This is a genomic window from Streptomyces sp. NPDC059851, from assembly GCF_042732005.1.
GTDB lineage: Bacteria > Actinomycetota > Actinomycetes > Streptomycetales > Streptomycetaceae > Streptomyces.
In genome coordinates, this window is the sequence record NZ_JBHWJJ010000172.1 from 1 (window position 1) to 15,187 (window position 15,187).

The window sequence follows — 15,187 nt, forward strand, 5'->3', positions numbered from 1 at the left end:
CGCCGCTGACCACTCTCGTCAGGCTGGCGAAACTGCGCTGGCGGATCGAGCACGACTACCGCGAGATGAAGCAGGCCCTGGGACTTGCCCACTTCGAAGGCCGCACCTGGAGGGGCTGGCACCACCACGTCACCCTCGTCTCCGCCGCCCACGCGTTCTGCACCCTGCAGCGACTGACCCGATCCCCAAAAGACACGGCGCCGGCCTGACCCTCTACCAAGTCATCCGCACACTTCAGATCCTCCTGGCCACCTGGGCCGGCGCCTGCCCCACCTGTCACCGCGACATACCCACCCGCGAACCAACCTGACCAAGCACTACTAGCGGTGGCGGGACTCGGCCTCGTCGGCGAGGGCGGTGAGGTCCGCGATGGACATCGAGCCCGGAGCGATCCCCTCGCGGGCGAAGATGTTCGCTGCGTGCTGCAGCACCTCGTTGACCGGGGTGGGCACCCCGTGCAGGCGACCCAGCAGGCAGACCTCCCCGTTGAGGTAGTCGGCCTCGATCGACCCGGTCCGGCGGTGCAGGCTCTGCCAGGACGACCCGCCCCGCGGCACCGCCGGCTGTACGGCCCGGCCGTCCCAGGCCGCGGCCCCGTCCGCCTCCGACACGTACGCGATCCCCGCCGCCGCGAGGACGGCCGCGCCCTCGCGGCGGGCCCGCAGGAACAGCTCCGCCTTGGCCGGGTGGGGCTCGGGCCCGGTGGTGGCCTGGACGGCGTTGCCGAGGTTGCCGAGGAGCTTCGCGTACTTCCACCGCATCACGTCTTCGACCACCGGTGCGTCGAAGCCGGCCTCCTCCAGGTCGGCGGCGATCCGCCGGGCCCGCGCGTCCGCGCCGCCGGCGGCCAGGCCGATGTGCAGGATGCCGGTCCGGGGCGCGCCCAGGGCGCTCACCACGCCCGGCTCCAGGAACGTGGCAGGCAACCACACGCAGACCCCGTACGCGCGTGCGAAGCGGCGGAGGGCGAGGCGCTGGCTCTCGACGCCGTTCTGCGCGCACAGGACCGGCAGCCGCTGGGCCGCCGTCCCGCCGCCCGCCACCTCGGCGGCGCCCCACAGGTCGAGCGCGGCGATCGCGTCCTGCGTCTTCACGGCCAGCAGCAGGACGTCGTCCGGCCGCAGTTCGCCGAGCTCCGCCGGGCCTTCCACCACGGGCAGCCGGTGCACCCGGGTCCCGTCGGCCGTGGTGAGCCGCAGCCCGTTCTCCCGCAGGGCCCGGGCGTGCGTGCCCCGCGCGGCGAGAACGACCTCGTTGCCCGCCTCGGCGAGCCGCCCGCCGATGGTCGCGCCGATCGCTCCGGCGCCGATGATGATGTAGCGCATGTGCGGAGCCTGACACATCCGGTGGTCCGCGTCGGCGCCGGGGCACGGTGGACCACGGGTCCGCCCGGCGGCAGTCGACCGTCTTCCGCCCCGGGGACGGGAAGTACTCGACGCGCTCGCGACGGGGCGCGGCCGTAGGCTGGAAGTGCACGCACGGAGTGGGGAGCCCCTGCCGGTGTGTCACCGCGGGGCGATCCGGCGGGCATCTCACGCCCGGAACTCCCTGTTCGAAGGGAGCCTTCGATGGCTGCCACGAAGCGCACGTCCGCCCGGCCGACTCCGTCGGCCAAGGAGACGGACGCACTGATCACCTCGCTCAAGCACTTCATCCGTACCCGCGGGTCGAGTTACCTGAGCGACCCGAACGTGTCCTCGATCGGCATCGGCTACAAGGAGAAGAACGGCAAGCGGAGCAAGGAGCTGGCCCTGCAGTTCACGGTAGACCGGAAGGTCGAGCCGGAAGGCCTCGGCCTCCTGCGCAGCGTGGAGATACCCGCGTTCATCGAGGTCGACGGGGTCAGGGTGCCGACGGACGTCGTCCAGCGCAGCTACGCGCCGCACTTCCTGGTCGTGGCCGAGGGGGAGACCCCGGACCGGCAGAAGCGCATCGACCCGGTGCGCCCCGGGGTGAGCGTCAGCAACGTCAACCTGTCCGCGGGCACCCTCGGCTGCATCGTCTTCGACCGGAACGACGGCTCGACCTGTGTCCTGAGCAACTGGCACGTCCTCAACGGCCGCACGGGCGTGCGGGGGGACCACGTGGTCCAGCCGGGCGCCAAGGACGACAGTCGTACCGCCATCAACCATCTGGGCAAGCTGGTGCGCGCCCACTTGGGCGTCGCCGGCGACTGCGCCGTGTCCACGGTCACGGACCGCGACTGCGATCCGAGCATCCTGAACCTCGACGTGGCCCCGGCCAGGCTGGGCGAGCCGCAGATCGACGACAAGGTCGTCAAGTGCGGCCGCACCACCGGGGTCACCCACGGCGTGGTGACCCGCCCCTTCGCCAAGGTGAGCATCGACTACGGCACGGGCGTGGGCATCAAGGAGATCGAGTGCTTCGAGATCGGCCCCGACCCCAACAACCCGGCGGCCGACGGCGAGATCAGCGAGCGGGGTGACTCGGGGTCGGCGTGGATGTTCAAGACGCGCGCCGGACGGCCGAGCGACGTCCTCGCGGGACTGCACTTCGGCGGCGAGTCCGAGGCCGATCCCGAGGAACGGGCGCTGGCCTGCTTCCCGCGGGCGGTGTTCGACGAGCTGAAGATCACCCTGCAGCCACCGGCCCCCGAGGCGGGGCCCGTCGGGGGCTACGACGCGGCCTTCCTCTCGGTGCCGATAGCCCCGCCGAAGCTGAACCCGTCCATCAAGGACGACGCGGTCCAGCTCGACGGATCCGAGGTCATCCCCTACACGCACTTCTCGCTGGCGTTGAGCTCCAGCCGCCGGTTCGCGATCTGGGTGGCCTGGAACATCGACGGCGCCAACCTGAAGAGGATCGACCGCAAGGGCGTCAAGTTCAAGACGGACCCGCGCCTGCCGCGCACGGCGCAGGTCGACAACGACCTGTACAAGGGCGGCGACCGGAACCGGCTCGACCGGGGCCACATCGCCCGCCGCGCCGATCTGGTGTGGGGGCCGCTGGCCGAGGCGGACAAGGCCAACCGGGACTCGTTCTTCTACACGAACATCACCCCGCAGATGGACGACTTCAACCAGAGCACCCGCAACGGGATCTGGGGGCACCTGGAGGACGCGGTCTTCGAGGAGGTCGAGGTCGACGGGCTGCGGGTGAGCGTGTTCGGCGGCCCGGTCTTCCAGGAGGACGACCGCGAGTTCCGGGGCGTTCTGATACCCCGGGAGTTCTGGAAGGTGCTGGTGTTCTCCGAGAACGACACCCTGAAGTGCAAGGCGTTCTTGCTGACCCAGAACCTGGTGCTGACCGAGGCCCTGGACCTGGACGAGTTCCGCGTGTTCCAGGTGAAGCTCAGTGAGATCCAGGCACGCACCCGTATCCGGTTCGCCGCGGCGATGGCCGACGCGGACACCCTGGCCGTCCCCAGGGCCGTCGAAGACCGCGCCCCGCTGGAGCGCCTGTCCGACATCGACTGGAGCTAGCGGGTCATTCCGGCTCGGTCCGGCGGGTCATCTCGACGAGCTTGACCACCGTGTTCCAGTTCCGGGTGGTGGCGTCGATGCCCTTGAACACCGCAGGTCGGAGCAGGGCCTCGGCCAGCTTGGACCGGCCGAGCCCCTCGGGTGCGTACAGGTAGACGACCCGCTCGCCCACCGTGAACTCCTCCGGCAGGAAGGCGTTCCGGTCGATCGCGGCGAACCGTGATGCGTCGGGCTGCTCCGACAGGAAGGTGGCGTGCAGCTGCTTCCCCTCCACCTGGTCGGCGGGGTACGGGCAGCCCTCCTGCACGGCCCGGAGGAAGGCCCCGTCGACGACCAGGCAGGCGACGGGGAACCCGAACCGCGCCTCGACGGCCCGCTCGATCTCGGCGGCGAGCGCGGCGGGATCGGCGTCCGCGCCGGCGAACACGGCATTGCCGCTCTGCAGGTAGGTGCGGACGTCCTCGTACCCGAGGCCTTCGAGCACCTCGCGCAGCTCGGCCATCGGAACCTTCTTCTTCCCGCCGACGTTGATGCCGCGCAGCAGGGCCGCGTATGTGGTCATGCCCGAACCATAGCCTCGATGAGGTCCGCGGCCCGCTGCGTCCCGCCTTCGCGGGCCGTCTCCGCCTTGATCTCCGCCGCGCGCCGGGCGACTTCGGGGTCGGCGACGAGGGCTTCCACGGCCTCCCGCAGCGTACGGGCGTCCGCTTCCTCCAGGGGAACGTGTCGGGCGACTCCCAGCGCCTGCAGCACGTCCGCGTTGCCGAACTGGTCGACGGCCTGCGGTACGGCGACCATCGGCGTGCCGGTGGCCAGTCCCTCCTGGCTGCCGCCGGCCCCGGCGTGCGTGATGAAGGCATCGGCCTTGCGCAGCACGTCCAGTTGCGGAACCCACCGGTGCACCTCGACGTTCTGCGGCACCTCTCCCAGTTCCTCGACGTCCGTGAACCGGCCGATCTGCAGGACGACGTGCCAGCCGGGGACTGCGCCGAAGGCCTCGATGCACGCCCGGTAGAAGGCCGGCTGCTTGGTGAAGGTGGACCCGAGCGACACGAGCAGCACCTTCTGCGCCCCGGCCGGCCGCTCCCACACCCCCTGGGCGCCGCGGTCGCCCTGGCAGGCGCCGACGAAGGTGTGCACGGCCGGGTCGACCCGGTCGGCGTGCGGCTGCAGGGCGCGCGGGATCAGCACGATGCTGCGCCGCGGACGGCCGACGAACCGGTCGGGGTCCTCGTCGATCCCGTTCTCGGCGAGCCAGGCGGAGAAGCGTGCGTAGTACGCGCGCCCGCGCTCGGAGGCGCGCAGTCGGGCGGTCATCGGTGCGGCGACCTCCTCCTCGTACCCCTCCCAGGCCACGAGGTTCGGCGACAGTGACACCGCGGGCACGCCCCATCGGCGGGCCAGCACGGGCGCCGGGTAGGCGGTGATGTCGTGCAGCACGAGGTCGGGTTCGTCCCCCTCGAAGGCGGCGGCGAGCTGCGGAAGGGCCTGCACGGCGTCGTCGAGGAAGGGTTCGACGTGGTCGATGAGCTCGGTGCCCCATGCCTCGGGCTCGTCATCGGTGGGCAGGGTCGAGGTCCAGATCACCGGTGTGGCGCCGGCCTCCGCGACCTTCTCGGCGAAGGAGGCCGGGATGGCGTAGCTGACCCGGTGCCCGCGGGCGACGAGCTCGCGGATCACCTCGATGCTGGGGTTCACGTGCCCGTGGGCGGCGATCGAGAACATGGCGATGTGTGAGGGCTTCGCTGAGGTCATGACGAGAACCATAACGAGACGAGACGTCTCGTGCAACCAAGTGGCGCGGCCGACCGCTGCGGCCGATGCGAAACTGGGCGCCACGCGGGGATTTCAACGGAAGAGGGAGTGCGGGGGCGTATGGACGAGGCGCGGGCCGGGAACGTGCTGGCGGCCGCGGGGTTCGACGCGGAGGGCGCCGTGCTGCTCGCCCTGGGGGAGAACGCGGTCTTCGGCGCCGGCGGGCTCGTCGTCAAGGTCGGCCGGGAGGCGGCCCTGCTGGAGCGGGCCGAGCGGGAGCTCGCCGTGGCGCTCTGGCTGGAGCGGGCCGGGATCCCGGCGGTGCGGGCCGCGGAGCCGAAGCCGCGACTGGTGGAAGGCCACCCGGTGACGGTGTGGCACCGGCTGCCGGACGCGGTCCGACCGGCCGGTCCCGAGGACCTTGCGGTGCTGCTCCGCAGCATCCACGCCCTGCCGGCGCCGCCGTTCGGCCTGCCCCCGCGCGACCTGCTGGGCGGGGTCGAGCGGTGGCTACGGCTGGCCGGCGACGCCGTCGACCCGGCGGACGCGGCGTACCTGCGGGTCCGGCGCGACGGCTACGCCGGCCAGGTGGCCGCGCTCACCCCGCACCTCCCGCCTGGCCCGATCCACGGCGACGCACTGCCCCGCAACGTGCACGTCGGCCCCGACGGGCCCGTCCTGGTGGACCTGGAGACGGTGTCGTCGGACCTGCGGGAGCACGACCTGGTCGTCATGGCCCTGGCCCGGGACCGCTACGGTCTGCCCGCCGCGTCGTACGACGCGTTCGCGACCGCCTACGGGTGGGACGTGCGCGACTGGGAGGGCTGCGCGGTCCTGCGCGGCGCCCGGGAGACCGCGAGCTGCGCCTGGGTCGCCCAGCACGCCCCCGCCAACCCGCGGGCCGGCGCCGAGTTCCGGCGCCGGGTCGCGTCCCTCCGGGAGGGCGACACGGAAATGCGCTGGCACGCCTTCTGACGGTGCGGTACCAAGGTCCCCGTATGCACACGCTCCACCTCATCCGTCACCAGGTCCGCCTCGGCCCGGCCGCGTTCACGGTGTTCCGTCCGGCGCGCCCGCCGGCGCGGGCCCTGCTGCGGGACGACGACTGGTTCCTGAACGCCTGGTTCGACCAGGAGGCCGCGGAGCTCACCGCCGGCCTGTGGTCCCTCGCGGCGACTTCACCCCGCTCCCTGGTACACCTCCCGATCCGCGCCGGCGCCGCGGCCGGCGGCGGCACGCCCGGGCGGCCGCTGGACCTGGTCCTGCTGCACCACTCCCTGCAGTTCGCCCCGTCGCGCTGGAAGGAACTCCGAGGCCGCCTCGGCCCCGGCCGACCGCACACCGTGGACCTCCGACGTGCGCGGACCGGCCGCCCGGACAGGATGGACCGCCACGACTGGGCGCGCCGGGAGGTGTTCCACCAGCACGTCCACAGCGACACCCTGTTCCTGACCGGCAGCACCCGCACCTTCCGCAGGACCGCCGACCTCTTCGCCGACATCGCCCGCAACGGCCCCGCTGGGGCCGCCGGGGCCGCCGCCTTCCCGGACGGCCACTACTGCCGGCGCCTGTACTGCGGGCCGCGCGCCCGCGACCTGCACATCGAGTACAGCGCCGCCGCCTGACACCACGGGGAGCCGCAGCCCCGCCCCGGCAGTGCCCGCGCCGGCCCCGGTCAGCGGCTCCGCGGAATGACCGGCCAGGACGGCTCGACGACGGCCGCGGGGTCCGTGGTCCGGCGCAGGTAGGCCTGGAGGGAGGCCGACTGGGCGGCCGCCGCGCTGACCTGGAGGTCGTGGAGGTCGGTCAGGGACATCGTCGCCACGGGCCGGTGCCTTTCGCCCAGGCGCCGGACCACACGGGCGGCCGCCACCGCGTCCGCCCTCGCGTCGTGCGCGTCGTCGAGCGGGACGCCGTAGTGCGCGCACAGCGCGTGGAGGGCGCGCTTGCCCTTCCGGTACCGGTCGACGTGCTTGTCGATCACCAGTGGGTCGATGACGGGCGAAGGCTCGCTGCCCAGCCGCTCCCCGATCGACCGCAGGCCGTACCGCCCGCACTCGCGGTCCAGCAGGGACAGGTCGTAGCGCGCGTTCATCACGACCAGGGGCGTCCCCGAGTGCAGGACCGCGGCGACGGCCCGCGTGATCTCCTCGACCCCGGACGGGGCCGGGACCCCGTGCTCGCGGGCGTGGTCCGTCGAGATGCCGTGGATCGCCGAAGCCTGCGCGGGTATCGCCACCCCCGGGTCCAGCAGCCACGTCCGCTCCGCCGAGACGGCCCCGTCCGGCTCCAGCCGCACGACCGCCGCGGTGACGATGCGATCGGTCTCCACGTCCGTACCCGTGGTCTCCAGGTCGAAGGCCACCAGGGGGCCGCTGATCCAGCTCATCGCCCGGCCCCCGCTCCGGCCCCGTCGTCCGCGAACCCGTTCAGCGCTCCGCCGTGCCGGTCCCCCATCACGCGCCCCTCCCCCGTCACGTCCGTGGCCGTCAGTCCTCGACCCCGGCACCATTCGTCAGCCGTCAGCCGTCGACCGACGCACATCCCCCGGCCAACGACTTTCAGCCTGCCACGGGCCACTGACAGTCACGACACCGGGCGGGAGTCCTGCCAAATGGACTCGAATTCCTCCCTGTACGTGGGGAAAAGTCCGTGTTCTGCGTCACGCGGCGGCGACGAGGCCCGCGCACCGCCGCCCCGCAGGACGAGCACCGGAGCCTCCATGCCCCGTGCCCGCCTCAGGTAGGACTGCACCACCGCGATGCCGGAGTTCTCCCCCTCCACCAGGTAGGCGGTGAAGCGCGGGGTCTCGTCGAAGACGTGGATCTCGAACCGCGAGGGGTCCCGCAGGCCGGCCCGGACCCGTCGCACGTGCAGGATGTTCATCTCCACCGAGCGGCTCAGCTCGCCCTTGCGCAGCCCGAGCTCCCGTTCGCGGCGCTTGACGGCGCTGCTGGCCGGGTTCAGGAACAGCAGCCGGACCCGGCAGCCGGCCTCGGTGAGCCGGACGAGTCTTCGACCGGAGTAGTTCTGGACGAGCAGGTTGAGGCCTATGCCGATGGCGTCCAGCCGCCGCGCCCCGCCGAAGAGGTCCTCGGCCGGCAGCTGTCGCTGGAGCCGGACCCGGTCGGGGTGGACGGAGACCACGTCCGCGTACCGGTCGCCCACCAGGTCCTCGACGGCGTCGATCGGCAGCCGGTCCGCCGACGGGGAGCCGGCACCCCCGCCCAGCACCTCCAGCAGCCGGGCGGAGGCCCGCTCCGCCTGCTCCAGCACGGCCCGGGACAGTGCCCGGTTGCGGGACACGACGTTCCGGGTGACCTCCAGCTCGTCGAGGGCGAGCTCGATCTCCCGCCGGTCGTCGAAGTACGGCTCGAAGCAGGGCCAGTGCTGGACCATCAGCTCGCGCAGCTGGGGCAGCGTCAGGAAGCTGAGGACGTTGTCGTCGGCGGGGTCGAGCAGGTAGCCCTTGCGGCGGCTGACCTCGCGCACCGCGACGGCCCGCTGCACCCACTCCTGGCCGGCGGGCCCGGCGGCGGCGACGACCCAGTCGTCCTCGCCGTGCACGGGCTCGTAGATCGGCCGCAGGACCGCGCCGACCACCGACCGCAGCCGCTGTTCGATCAGATTCAGCCAGATGTACGCGCGACCCGCGCGCTGGGCCCGGGTGCGCACCTCGGTCCAGGCGTCCGCGCCCCAGTCCAGCTCGGCCCCGGCGCGCACCGCCCCGGGCTCCGGCGCCGTCAGGGACACCGTCCCGCCCGGCGCCCCGCCGGACCTGCCGCCCCCGGCCCCTTCCGGCACCCCGCCGGACGCACCCCCGGGTGCGCCTCCTGGGGCGTCCGCCGAGCCACCCTCGTGACCGCCGTCACCAGGGGGAAGCTCCAGCCCTCCCGAGCTCACCCGTGCACCGCCTTCTGCGTCCTGGACGCCCGTCTCCAGTGATCACGGAAGGGTACTCCGAGGTCGGCGCCCGGTGCAGCCCGATGCGACCCGATGGTCCGTACACAGGTGATCTGTTGACCCATTATCGGATGCGCACACAGTCCGCTGACCCGCATATCGGCGCACCGGGTCACCCGGCAGGAGTAACCCAAGTCCCCACGTACAGCCCCTCTTTCGGGGAAGATCCTGCTCATGGCACGGATCGCCGGACCCCGTCCGCGAAACCGGCCGCCCGACGCCGAGGGGAAGACGGGAGAAGAGTCGTTGTCCATGCAGGTATGGCCGGGACACGCGTACCCGCTCGGCGCCACCTATGACGGTGCGGGCACCAATTTCGCGGTCTACTCCGAGGCCGCCCGACGCATCGAGCTGTGCCTCCTCCACGAGGACGGCTCCGAGACGGCCGTCGAGCTGCGCGAGACCGACGCCTTCGTCCGGCACGCCTACCTGCCGGGCGTGATGCCCGGCCAGCGGTACGGGTTCCGCGTCCACGGCCCGTACGAGCCCGAGCGCGGGCAACGCTGCAATCCGGCCAAACTCCTCCTCGACCCGTACGCACGGGCGATCGCCGGGAGCATCGACTGGGGCGAGGAGGTGTACGGCTACCACTTCGGCCGTCCCGACTCGCGCAACGACCTGGACTCCGCCCCGCGCACCATGAGTTCGGTCGTCGTGAACCCGTACTTCGACTGGGCCAACGACCGCCCGCCGCGCCACGAATACCACCGGACGGTGCTGTACGAGGCCCACGTCAAAGGGCTGACCATGCGCCATCCCGAGCTCCCCGAGGAGCTGCGCGGCACCTACGGGGCCCTCGCCCACCCGGCGGTCATCAGGCACCTGACGAAGCTCGGGGTGACCGCGCTGGAGCTGATGCCGGTGCACCAGTACGTGCACGACCACCGGCTGGTCGACGACGGACTGACCAACTACTGGGGCTACAACACGATCGGCTACTTCGCCCCGCACAACGGCTACGCCTCGGGCGACCGCGGCGAGCAGGTGCTGGAGTTCAAGTCGGCGGTGCGGGCGCTGCACGAGGCCGGGATCGAGGTGATCCTGGACGTGGTCTACAACCACACGGCCGAGGGCAACCACCTGGGCCCGACCCTGTCCTTCCGGGGCCTCGACAACGCCTCGTACTACCGGCTCGCGGACGATCCGCGGCACTACACGGACACCACCGGGACCGGGAACTCGCTGCTCATGCGCTCCCCGCACGTCCTCCAGCTCATCATGGACTCGCTGCGCTACTGGGTCACCGAGATGCACGTGGACGGCTTCCGCTTCGACCTGGCGGCCACCCTGGCCCGGCAGTTCCACGAGGTGGACCGGCTGTCGTCGTTCTTCGACCTCGTCCAGCAGGACCCGGTGGTGAGCCAGGTCAAGCTGATCGCGGAGCCCTGGGACCTGGGCGAAGGCGGCTACCAGGTGGGGAACTTCCCGCCGCTGTGGACGGAGTGGAACGGCAAGTACCGGGACACCGTGCGGGACTTGTGGCGCGGACAGCCCCGGACCCTCGCGGACTTCGCCAGCCGGCTGACCGGCTCCTCCGACCTCTACCAGGACGACGGCCGGCGTCCCCTCGCCTCCATCAACTTCCACACGTGTCACGACGGTTTCACCCTGCACGACCTCGTCTCGTACGACGAGAAGCACAACGAGGCCAACCGGGAGGGCAACCGGGACGGCGAGCCCCACAACCGGTCCTGGAACTGCGGGGTGGAGGGCCCGACCGACGACCCGGAGGTCCTCCAGCTGCGCGAGCGGCAGATGCGCAACTTCGCGGCCACCCTGATGCTGTCGCAGGGGGTGCCGATGCTCAGCCACGGCGACGAGTTCGCCCGCAGCCAGAACGGCAACAACAACGCGTACTGCCAGGACAACGAGCTGGCGTGGGTGGAGTGGCCGGAGCCGGGCAAACCCGCACCCCCGCTCCTGGAGTTCACCCGCCGCATGGTGTGGCTGCGGCGGGACCACCCGGTCTTCCGGCGGCGCCGCTTCTTCCACGGGCGGCCGGTCGAGGGCACCCACGACGAGCTCTCCGACATCGCCTGGTTCACCCCGTACGGGGAGCCGATGCGGGCCCGCGACTGGCAGGCGCAGCACGCGCGGGCGCTGACGGTGTTCCTGAACGGGGAGGCCATCTCGGAGCCGGGCGCGCGCGGGGAAAGGATCACCGACGACTCGTTCCTGCTGATGTTCAACGCAGGCTCCGAATCACAGGAGTTCACGGTCCCGGCCGGGCACGGGGCGCAGTGGCGGCTGGTCGTGGACACGGCGCGGCCGGAGGTGCTGCCACCCGGCACCGGGCCGCAGTACGCGGCCGGGGACCGGGTGACGCTGACGGGACGCTCGCTGGTCGTGCTGCAGCGACCGGAGTGACGGCGGGCTCCGGCGCCGCCGGACGGTCCGCAGCCCCTCGGTCAGGCGGGCCGGGGTGACGCGTCCTGCGGCGGGGCGGTCCGCCGCGCCGGAACGAACGCCCTGCCGGCGGTGTGCGTGCGGGCGGCCGGGACGCGGGCGCCCAGGGCGATCAGCAGGGCCGCGGCGGCCGCCCCGACGGCGACCGCGAAGGCGCCGGCGGGCCCGTACGCCTCGGCGAGCCGGCCCGAGACGGCCAGGGCGAGCGCCTGCCCGGCCACGAGCGCGCTGGCGGCGTAGGCGGTGGCCTCGGCGAGCCGGGCGGGCTCCACGGCCCGCTCGGTGAGCGAGAACGCGGTGATCAGGTGCGGGGCGTACGCGGCACCGAGCACGGTGACGACCGCGTACAGCGGGACCAGGGTGTGGGTGAACAGCAGCGGCACGGACAGCAGGAGCGCGGCCGCGGTGGCGGCCCGCCAACGCAGCCGCAGACCGATCCGGGCTGGCAGTGCGCCGAGCGCGAGACCGGCGGCGGCGCTGACGACGCCCATGGCGGCGTAGACGGTGCCGGCCTGGCCGGGGACGCCCAGGCGGGCGGTGAGGGCGGCGATCCCGGCTTGGCAGGCGCCGAACATGGCGCCCTGGAGCAGGAGCGATCCGCGGACGGCGTACACGACGCCCGGGTGCCGCACCCGGCCGCCGCGCGGCGCCTGCGGGGTGCTCACCGGCGCGGGTGCCGGAGCCGCGGCCTCAGCCGTCGGGTGCAGCGCGAAGGCGGTCCCGAAGACGGCGACGAGGGCGGCGGCGAGCCCGAGCGCGACCGCGGGGTGGGCCGCGAGCGCGGCCAGGCCGACGAGGGCCGGGCCGAGGACGAACGAGACCTCGTCCAGGGTCCCTTCGAGGGAGTGGACGGCGCCGACCACGTCCTCGCCGGCCCCGGAGCGGTGGGCGAGCGCCACGGAGCGCGTCCGGGCGAGGGGGCCGACCAGGGGCACGGAGGCACCTGCGACGGCGCCGATCGCGGTGAGCGGGACGGTGGGCAGGCCGCCGAGGGCCCCGGCGACGAGGGCGGCGGTGGCGACGGCGTTGACCGCGGCGGCGGCCAGGACGACGGGCCGCTGCCCGTGCCGGTCGGCGAGCCGGCCCAGGACGGGTCCGCAGAGGACCTGGCCGGCGGAGAGGCCACCGCCGACGATGCCGGCGGTGGCGAGGGATCCGCTGGTCTCGGCGACCAGCAGCACGCTGCCGAACTGCGTCATGGCGACGGGCAGCCGGGCGAGGAAGGAGACGAGGGGGAGGAGGGGCCCGGTGAGGGCGATGACTCTTCGATAGCTGGCGACGGTTCCGACCACCCTGGAGACGCTAACCCGGCGCAGTCACCCGAATGCATTGGGTCATGGCACGGAATCCGGTGAGGGGGGTACGTACATTCTTATGAGCCGGCGTCATCCTCACCTCAAAACAGAACCTGACATTCCGACGATCGCCACCCGGACGGCACCGTACTCGACGTACCGCCTCCAGTTGTGCCCGGAATTCCCGTTCGCCGCCGCCGAGAAGACCGTCCCGTACCTCGCCTCGCTCGGGGTCTCCCACCTGCACCTGTCCCCCGTCCTGGAGGCGGTGCCCGGCTCGTCCCACGGCTACGACGTCACCGACCACTCCCGGGTGCGGGAGGAGCTCGGCGGGGAGCGCGGGCTGCGCGGGCTGGCCGCCGCGGCCCGGGAGCACGGGCTCGGCCTCGTGCTGGACATCGTGCCGAACCACATGGCGGTGCCCTCGCCGCTGCGGGTGAACCGGCCGCTGTGGGAGGTCCTGCGGGAAGGACCGCGGTCCCCGTACGCACGGTGGTTCGACATCGACTGGGAGGCGGGCGGCGGGCAGGTGCTGCTGCCGGTGCTCGGCGAGCCGCTCGACCCGGCCGCGTGCACGGCCGGCGAGGGGGTGTTGCGGGTCGGCGACGCGTGGGAGTTCCCCCTGCGCGCCGGGACCGCGGGGTTGCCGGTGCCGGAGCTGCTGGCCGCCCAGTGGTACCGGCCGGCCCACTGGCGGGAGGCCCGCACCGGGCTCAACTACCGCCGTTTCTTCACGATCGCGCAGCTCATCGGGGTCCGGGTGGAGGACCCGGAGGTGTTCGCGGCGACGCACGCGAAGCTGCTGGAGCTGGTGCGCGACGGGGTGGCCTCCGGACTGCGGATCGACCACGTGGACGGGCTCGCGGACCCCGGGGAGTACCTGCGGCGGCTGCGTGCGGCGGTGGGGGACGGCTGCTGGGTGGTGGTGGAGAAGATCCTGGCCGGGCGGGAGCGGCTGCCCGCGGGCTGGCCGGTGGCGGGGACCACCGGGTACGACGCGCTGCGGCAGGTGGACGGGGTGTTCGCCGACCCGGCCGGCGCCGCCGAACTGGACCGCCTCTTCCGGCGGGCCACGGGCCTGCCGGGCTGGGAGGACACGGCCCGGGCTTGCGCGCGGGAGGTACTGACCGGCGATCTGGCGGCCGAGCTGCGGGCGCTGGAGCGGGCGGCCGGACCGCAGGCGGCGCCCGCCGTGCGCGAGGTGCTGATCGCCTACCCCGTCTACCGGCCCTACCCCGGCGGCGGGGAGCTGGATCCGGGGGCGCTGGCGGAAGCCGGCCGGCGGGCCGGTGCGCGGGCGGTGGCCGGCGTACGGGACCTCGTGCGGGAGGATCCGGCGTTCGCGGCGCGCTTCGCGCAGACCTCGGCGGCGCTGCGCGCCAAGGCCCTGGAGGACCGGGCCTTCTACCGGTACGCCCCGCTGCTGTCGGCCACGGAGGTCGGCGGGGATCCGGGGCGGCCGGCGGTGGAGCCGGAGGCGTTCCACGCGTACTGCGCCGCGCTGCAGCGGGACTGGCCGGGCTCGGGGACGGTGCTCTCCACTCACGACACCAAGCGGAGCGCGGACGTCCGGGCCCGGATCGCGACCTTGTCGCAGGCACCGGAGCTGATGGGGACGCTCGCGGCGGACGGGGTGGACGGCACCGGGCACGACCCGCAACTGGCCTGGGTGGCGCGGCAGACGGCGCTCGGTCTCGGCGAGGTCCCGGACCGTGCGGAACGGCTCGCGGGTGCGCTGCTCAAGGCGGCGCGCGAGGCCGCCCTGCACACCAGCTGGACCGAGCAGGACGCGGAGTACGAGACCTCGATCGCCCGGTACGCACCGGCCGGAGCAGCCGGGGCTGCCGGGTCGGAGCTCCCGCGGGCCCTCGCCGGGGCGGCGCGGGCCAACCTCCTGGGGATGACGCTGCTGCACCTGACGATGCCCGGGGTCCCGGAGGTCTACCAGGGCGCCGAGACGGAGTACCGGGCGCTGGTGGACCCGGACAACCGCCGCCCGGCCCGGTTCCCCCGCGAGGCGCTGGCCCGACTCGATGCGGGTGCGGAGCCGGACGGGGTCGCCGAGGAGAAGCTCGTGCTGACGGCCGCGCTGCTGCGGCTGCGACGGGACCGGCCGGCGCTGTTCACCGGGTACGCGGCCCTGGCCGCCCGCGGCCCGGCCGCCGGGCACTGCCTGGCCTTCGCCCGCCCGGGCGGTCTGGTCGCGGTGGCGACCCGGCTCTCGCTCCGGCTGGCCCGGTCGGGGGGGTGGCGGGACACCGCCCTGCCCCTGCCGCCGGGCCGGTGGAGGCCCCTCCTGCCGTCGCCGCCCGCCGGGGCGCGGGC

At 73.4% G+C, this 15,187-nt stretch carries 12 protein-coding genes; 6 read left to right on the top strand and 6 right to left on the bottom strand.

The window, feature by feature from the left end:
* Positions 1 to 209, top strand: a 209-nt coding sequence (locus ACFV7Q_RS34940; RefSeq protein ID WP_385434944.1) for a transposase, incomplete at its 5' end; no start/stop codon positions are given.
* 111 nt (positions 210 to 320) lie between these two features.
* On the opposite strand, the gene ACFV7Q_RS34945 is transcribed toward ACFV7Q_RS34940, so the two are convergent.
* Complete coding sequence (locus ACFV7Q_RS34945) at positions 321 to 1,325, bottom strand: ketopantoate reductase family protein (RefSeq protein ID WP_385434947.1); 1,005 nt, start codon at positions 1,323 to 1,325, stop codon at positions 321 to 323.
* A 243-nt stretch (positions 1,326 to 1,568) separates the two neighbouring features.
* Between ACFV7Q_RS34945 and ACFV7Q_RS34950 the strand changes: the two genes are divergently transcribed.
* A complete protein-coding gene (locus tag ACFV7Q_RS34950; RefSeq protein WP_385434949.1) occupies positions 1,569 to 3,443 on the top strand; it encodes a DNA/RNA non-specific endonuclease in 1,875 nt (624 codons plus the stop codon).
* A 4-nt stretch (positions 3,444 to 3,447) separates the two neighbouring features.
* Here the strand turns inward: ACFV7Q_RS34950 and ACFV7Q_RS34955 are convergent, their stop codons facing one another.
* Together ACFV7Q_RS34955 and mgt are read right to left on the bottom strand one after the other, a co-directional pair.
* The gene (locus ACFV7Q_RS34955) at positions 3,448 to 4,005 is read right to left on the bottom strand and encodes a DUF1697 domain-containing protein (protein ID WP_385434951.1); all 558 of its coding nucleotides are present in this window, start codon (positions 4,003 to 4,005) and stop codon (positions 3,448 to 3,450) included.
* Entirely contained in the window at positions 4,002 to 5,210 is a 1,209-nt protein-coding gene (gene mgt / locus ACFV7Q_RS34960; protein ID WP_385434952.1) for a macrolide-inactivating glycosyltransferase, read from the bottom strand. Before mgt ends, ACFV7Q_RS34955 begins: the two co-directional genes overlap by 4 nt.
* A gap of 108 nt (positions 5,211 to 5,318) precedes the next feature.
* Between mgt and ACFV7Q_RS34965 the strand changes: the two genes are divergently transcribed.
* The gene (locus tag ACFV7Q_RS34965) at positions 5,319 to 6,173 is read left to right on the top strand and encodes a phosphotransferase enzyme family protein (protein ID WP_385434953.1); all 855 of its coding nucleotides are present in this window, start codon (positions 5,319 to 5,321) and stop codon (positions 6,171 to 6,173) included.
* Between the two features lie 23 nt (positions 6,174 to 6,196).
* Complete coding sequence (locus tag ACFV7Q_RS34970; RefSeq protein ID WP_385434954.1) at positions 6,197 to 6,823, top strand: hypothetical protein; 627 nt, start codon at positions 6,197 to 6,199, stop codon at positions 6,821 to 6,823.
* 50 nt (positions 6,824 to 6,873) lie between these two features.
* Here ACFV7Q_RS34970 and ACFV7Q_RS34975 read toward each other — a convergent pair whose 3' ends face one another.
* Both ACFV7Q_RS34975 and ACFV7Q_RS34980 read right to left on the bottom strand, forming a co-directional pair.
* A complete protein-coding gene (locus ACFV7Q_RS34975) occupies positions 6,874 to 7,587 on the bottom strand; it encodes an exonuclease domain-containing protein (protein ID WP_385434955.1) in 714 nt (237 codons plus the stop codon).
* A 197-nt stretch (positions 7,588 to 7,784) separates the two neighbouring features.
* Positions 7,785 to 9,101, bottom strand: coding sequence for an SAV2148 family HEPN domain-containing protein (locus ACFV7Q_RS34980; protein WP_385434956.1), 1,317 nt, complete (start codon positions 9,099 to 9,101; stop codon positions 7,785 to 7,787).
* Positions 9,102 to 9,413: 312 nt separating this feature from the next.
* Between ACFV7Q_RS34980 and glgX the strand changes: the two genes are divergently transcribed.
* Positions 9,414 to 11,528, top strand: coding sequence for a glycogen debranching protein GlgX (glgX, locus tag ACFV7Q_RS34985; RefSeq protein ID WP_385434959.1), 2,115 nt, complete (start codon positions 9,414 to 9,416; stop codon positions 11,526 to 11,528).
* 41 nt (positions 11,529 to 11,569) lie between these two features.
* On the opposite strand, the gene ACFV7Q_RS34990 is transcribed toward glgX, so the two are convergent.
* Positions 11,570 to 12,859, bottom strand: coding sequence for an MFS transporter (locus ACFV7Q_RS34990; RefSeq protein WP_385434957.1), 1,290 nt, complete (start codon positions 12,857 to 12,859; stop codon positions 11,570 to 11,572).
* Between the two features lie 82 nt (positions 12,860 to 12,941).
* Between ACFV7Q_RS34990 and treY the strand changes: the two genes are divergently transcribed.
* Positions 12,942 to 15,187 (top strand): malto-oligosyltrehalose synthase (gene treY, locus ACFV7Q_RS34995; protein WP_385434958.1); only part of this gene is annotated, 2,246 nt, incomplete at its 3' end.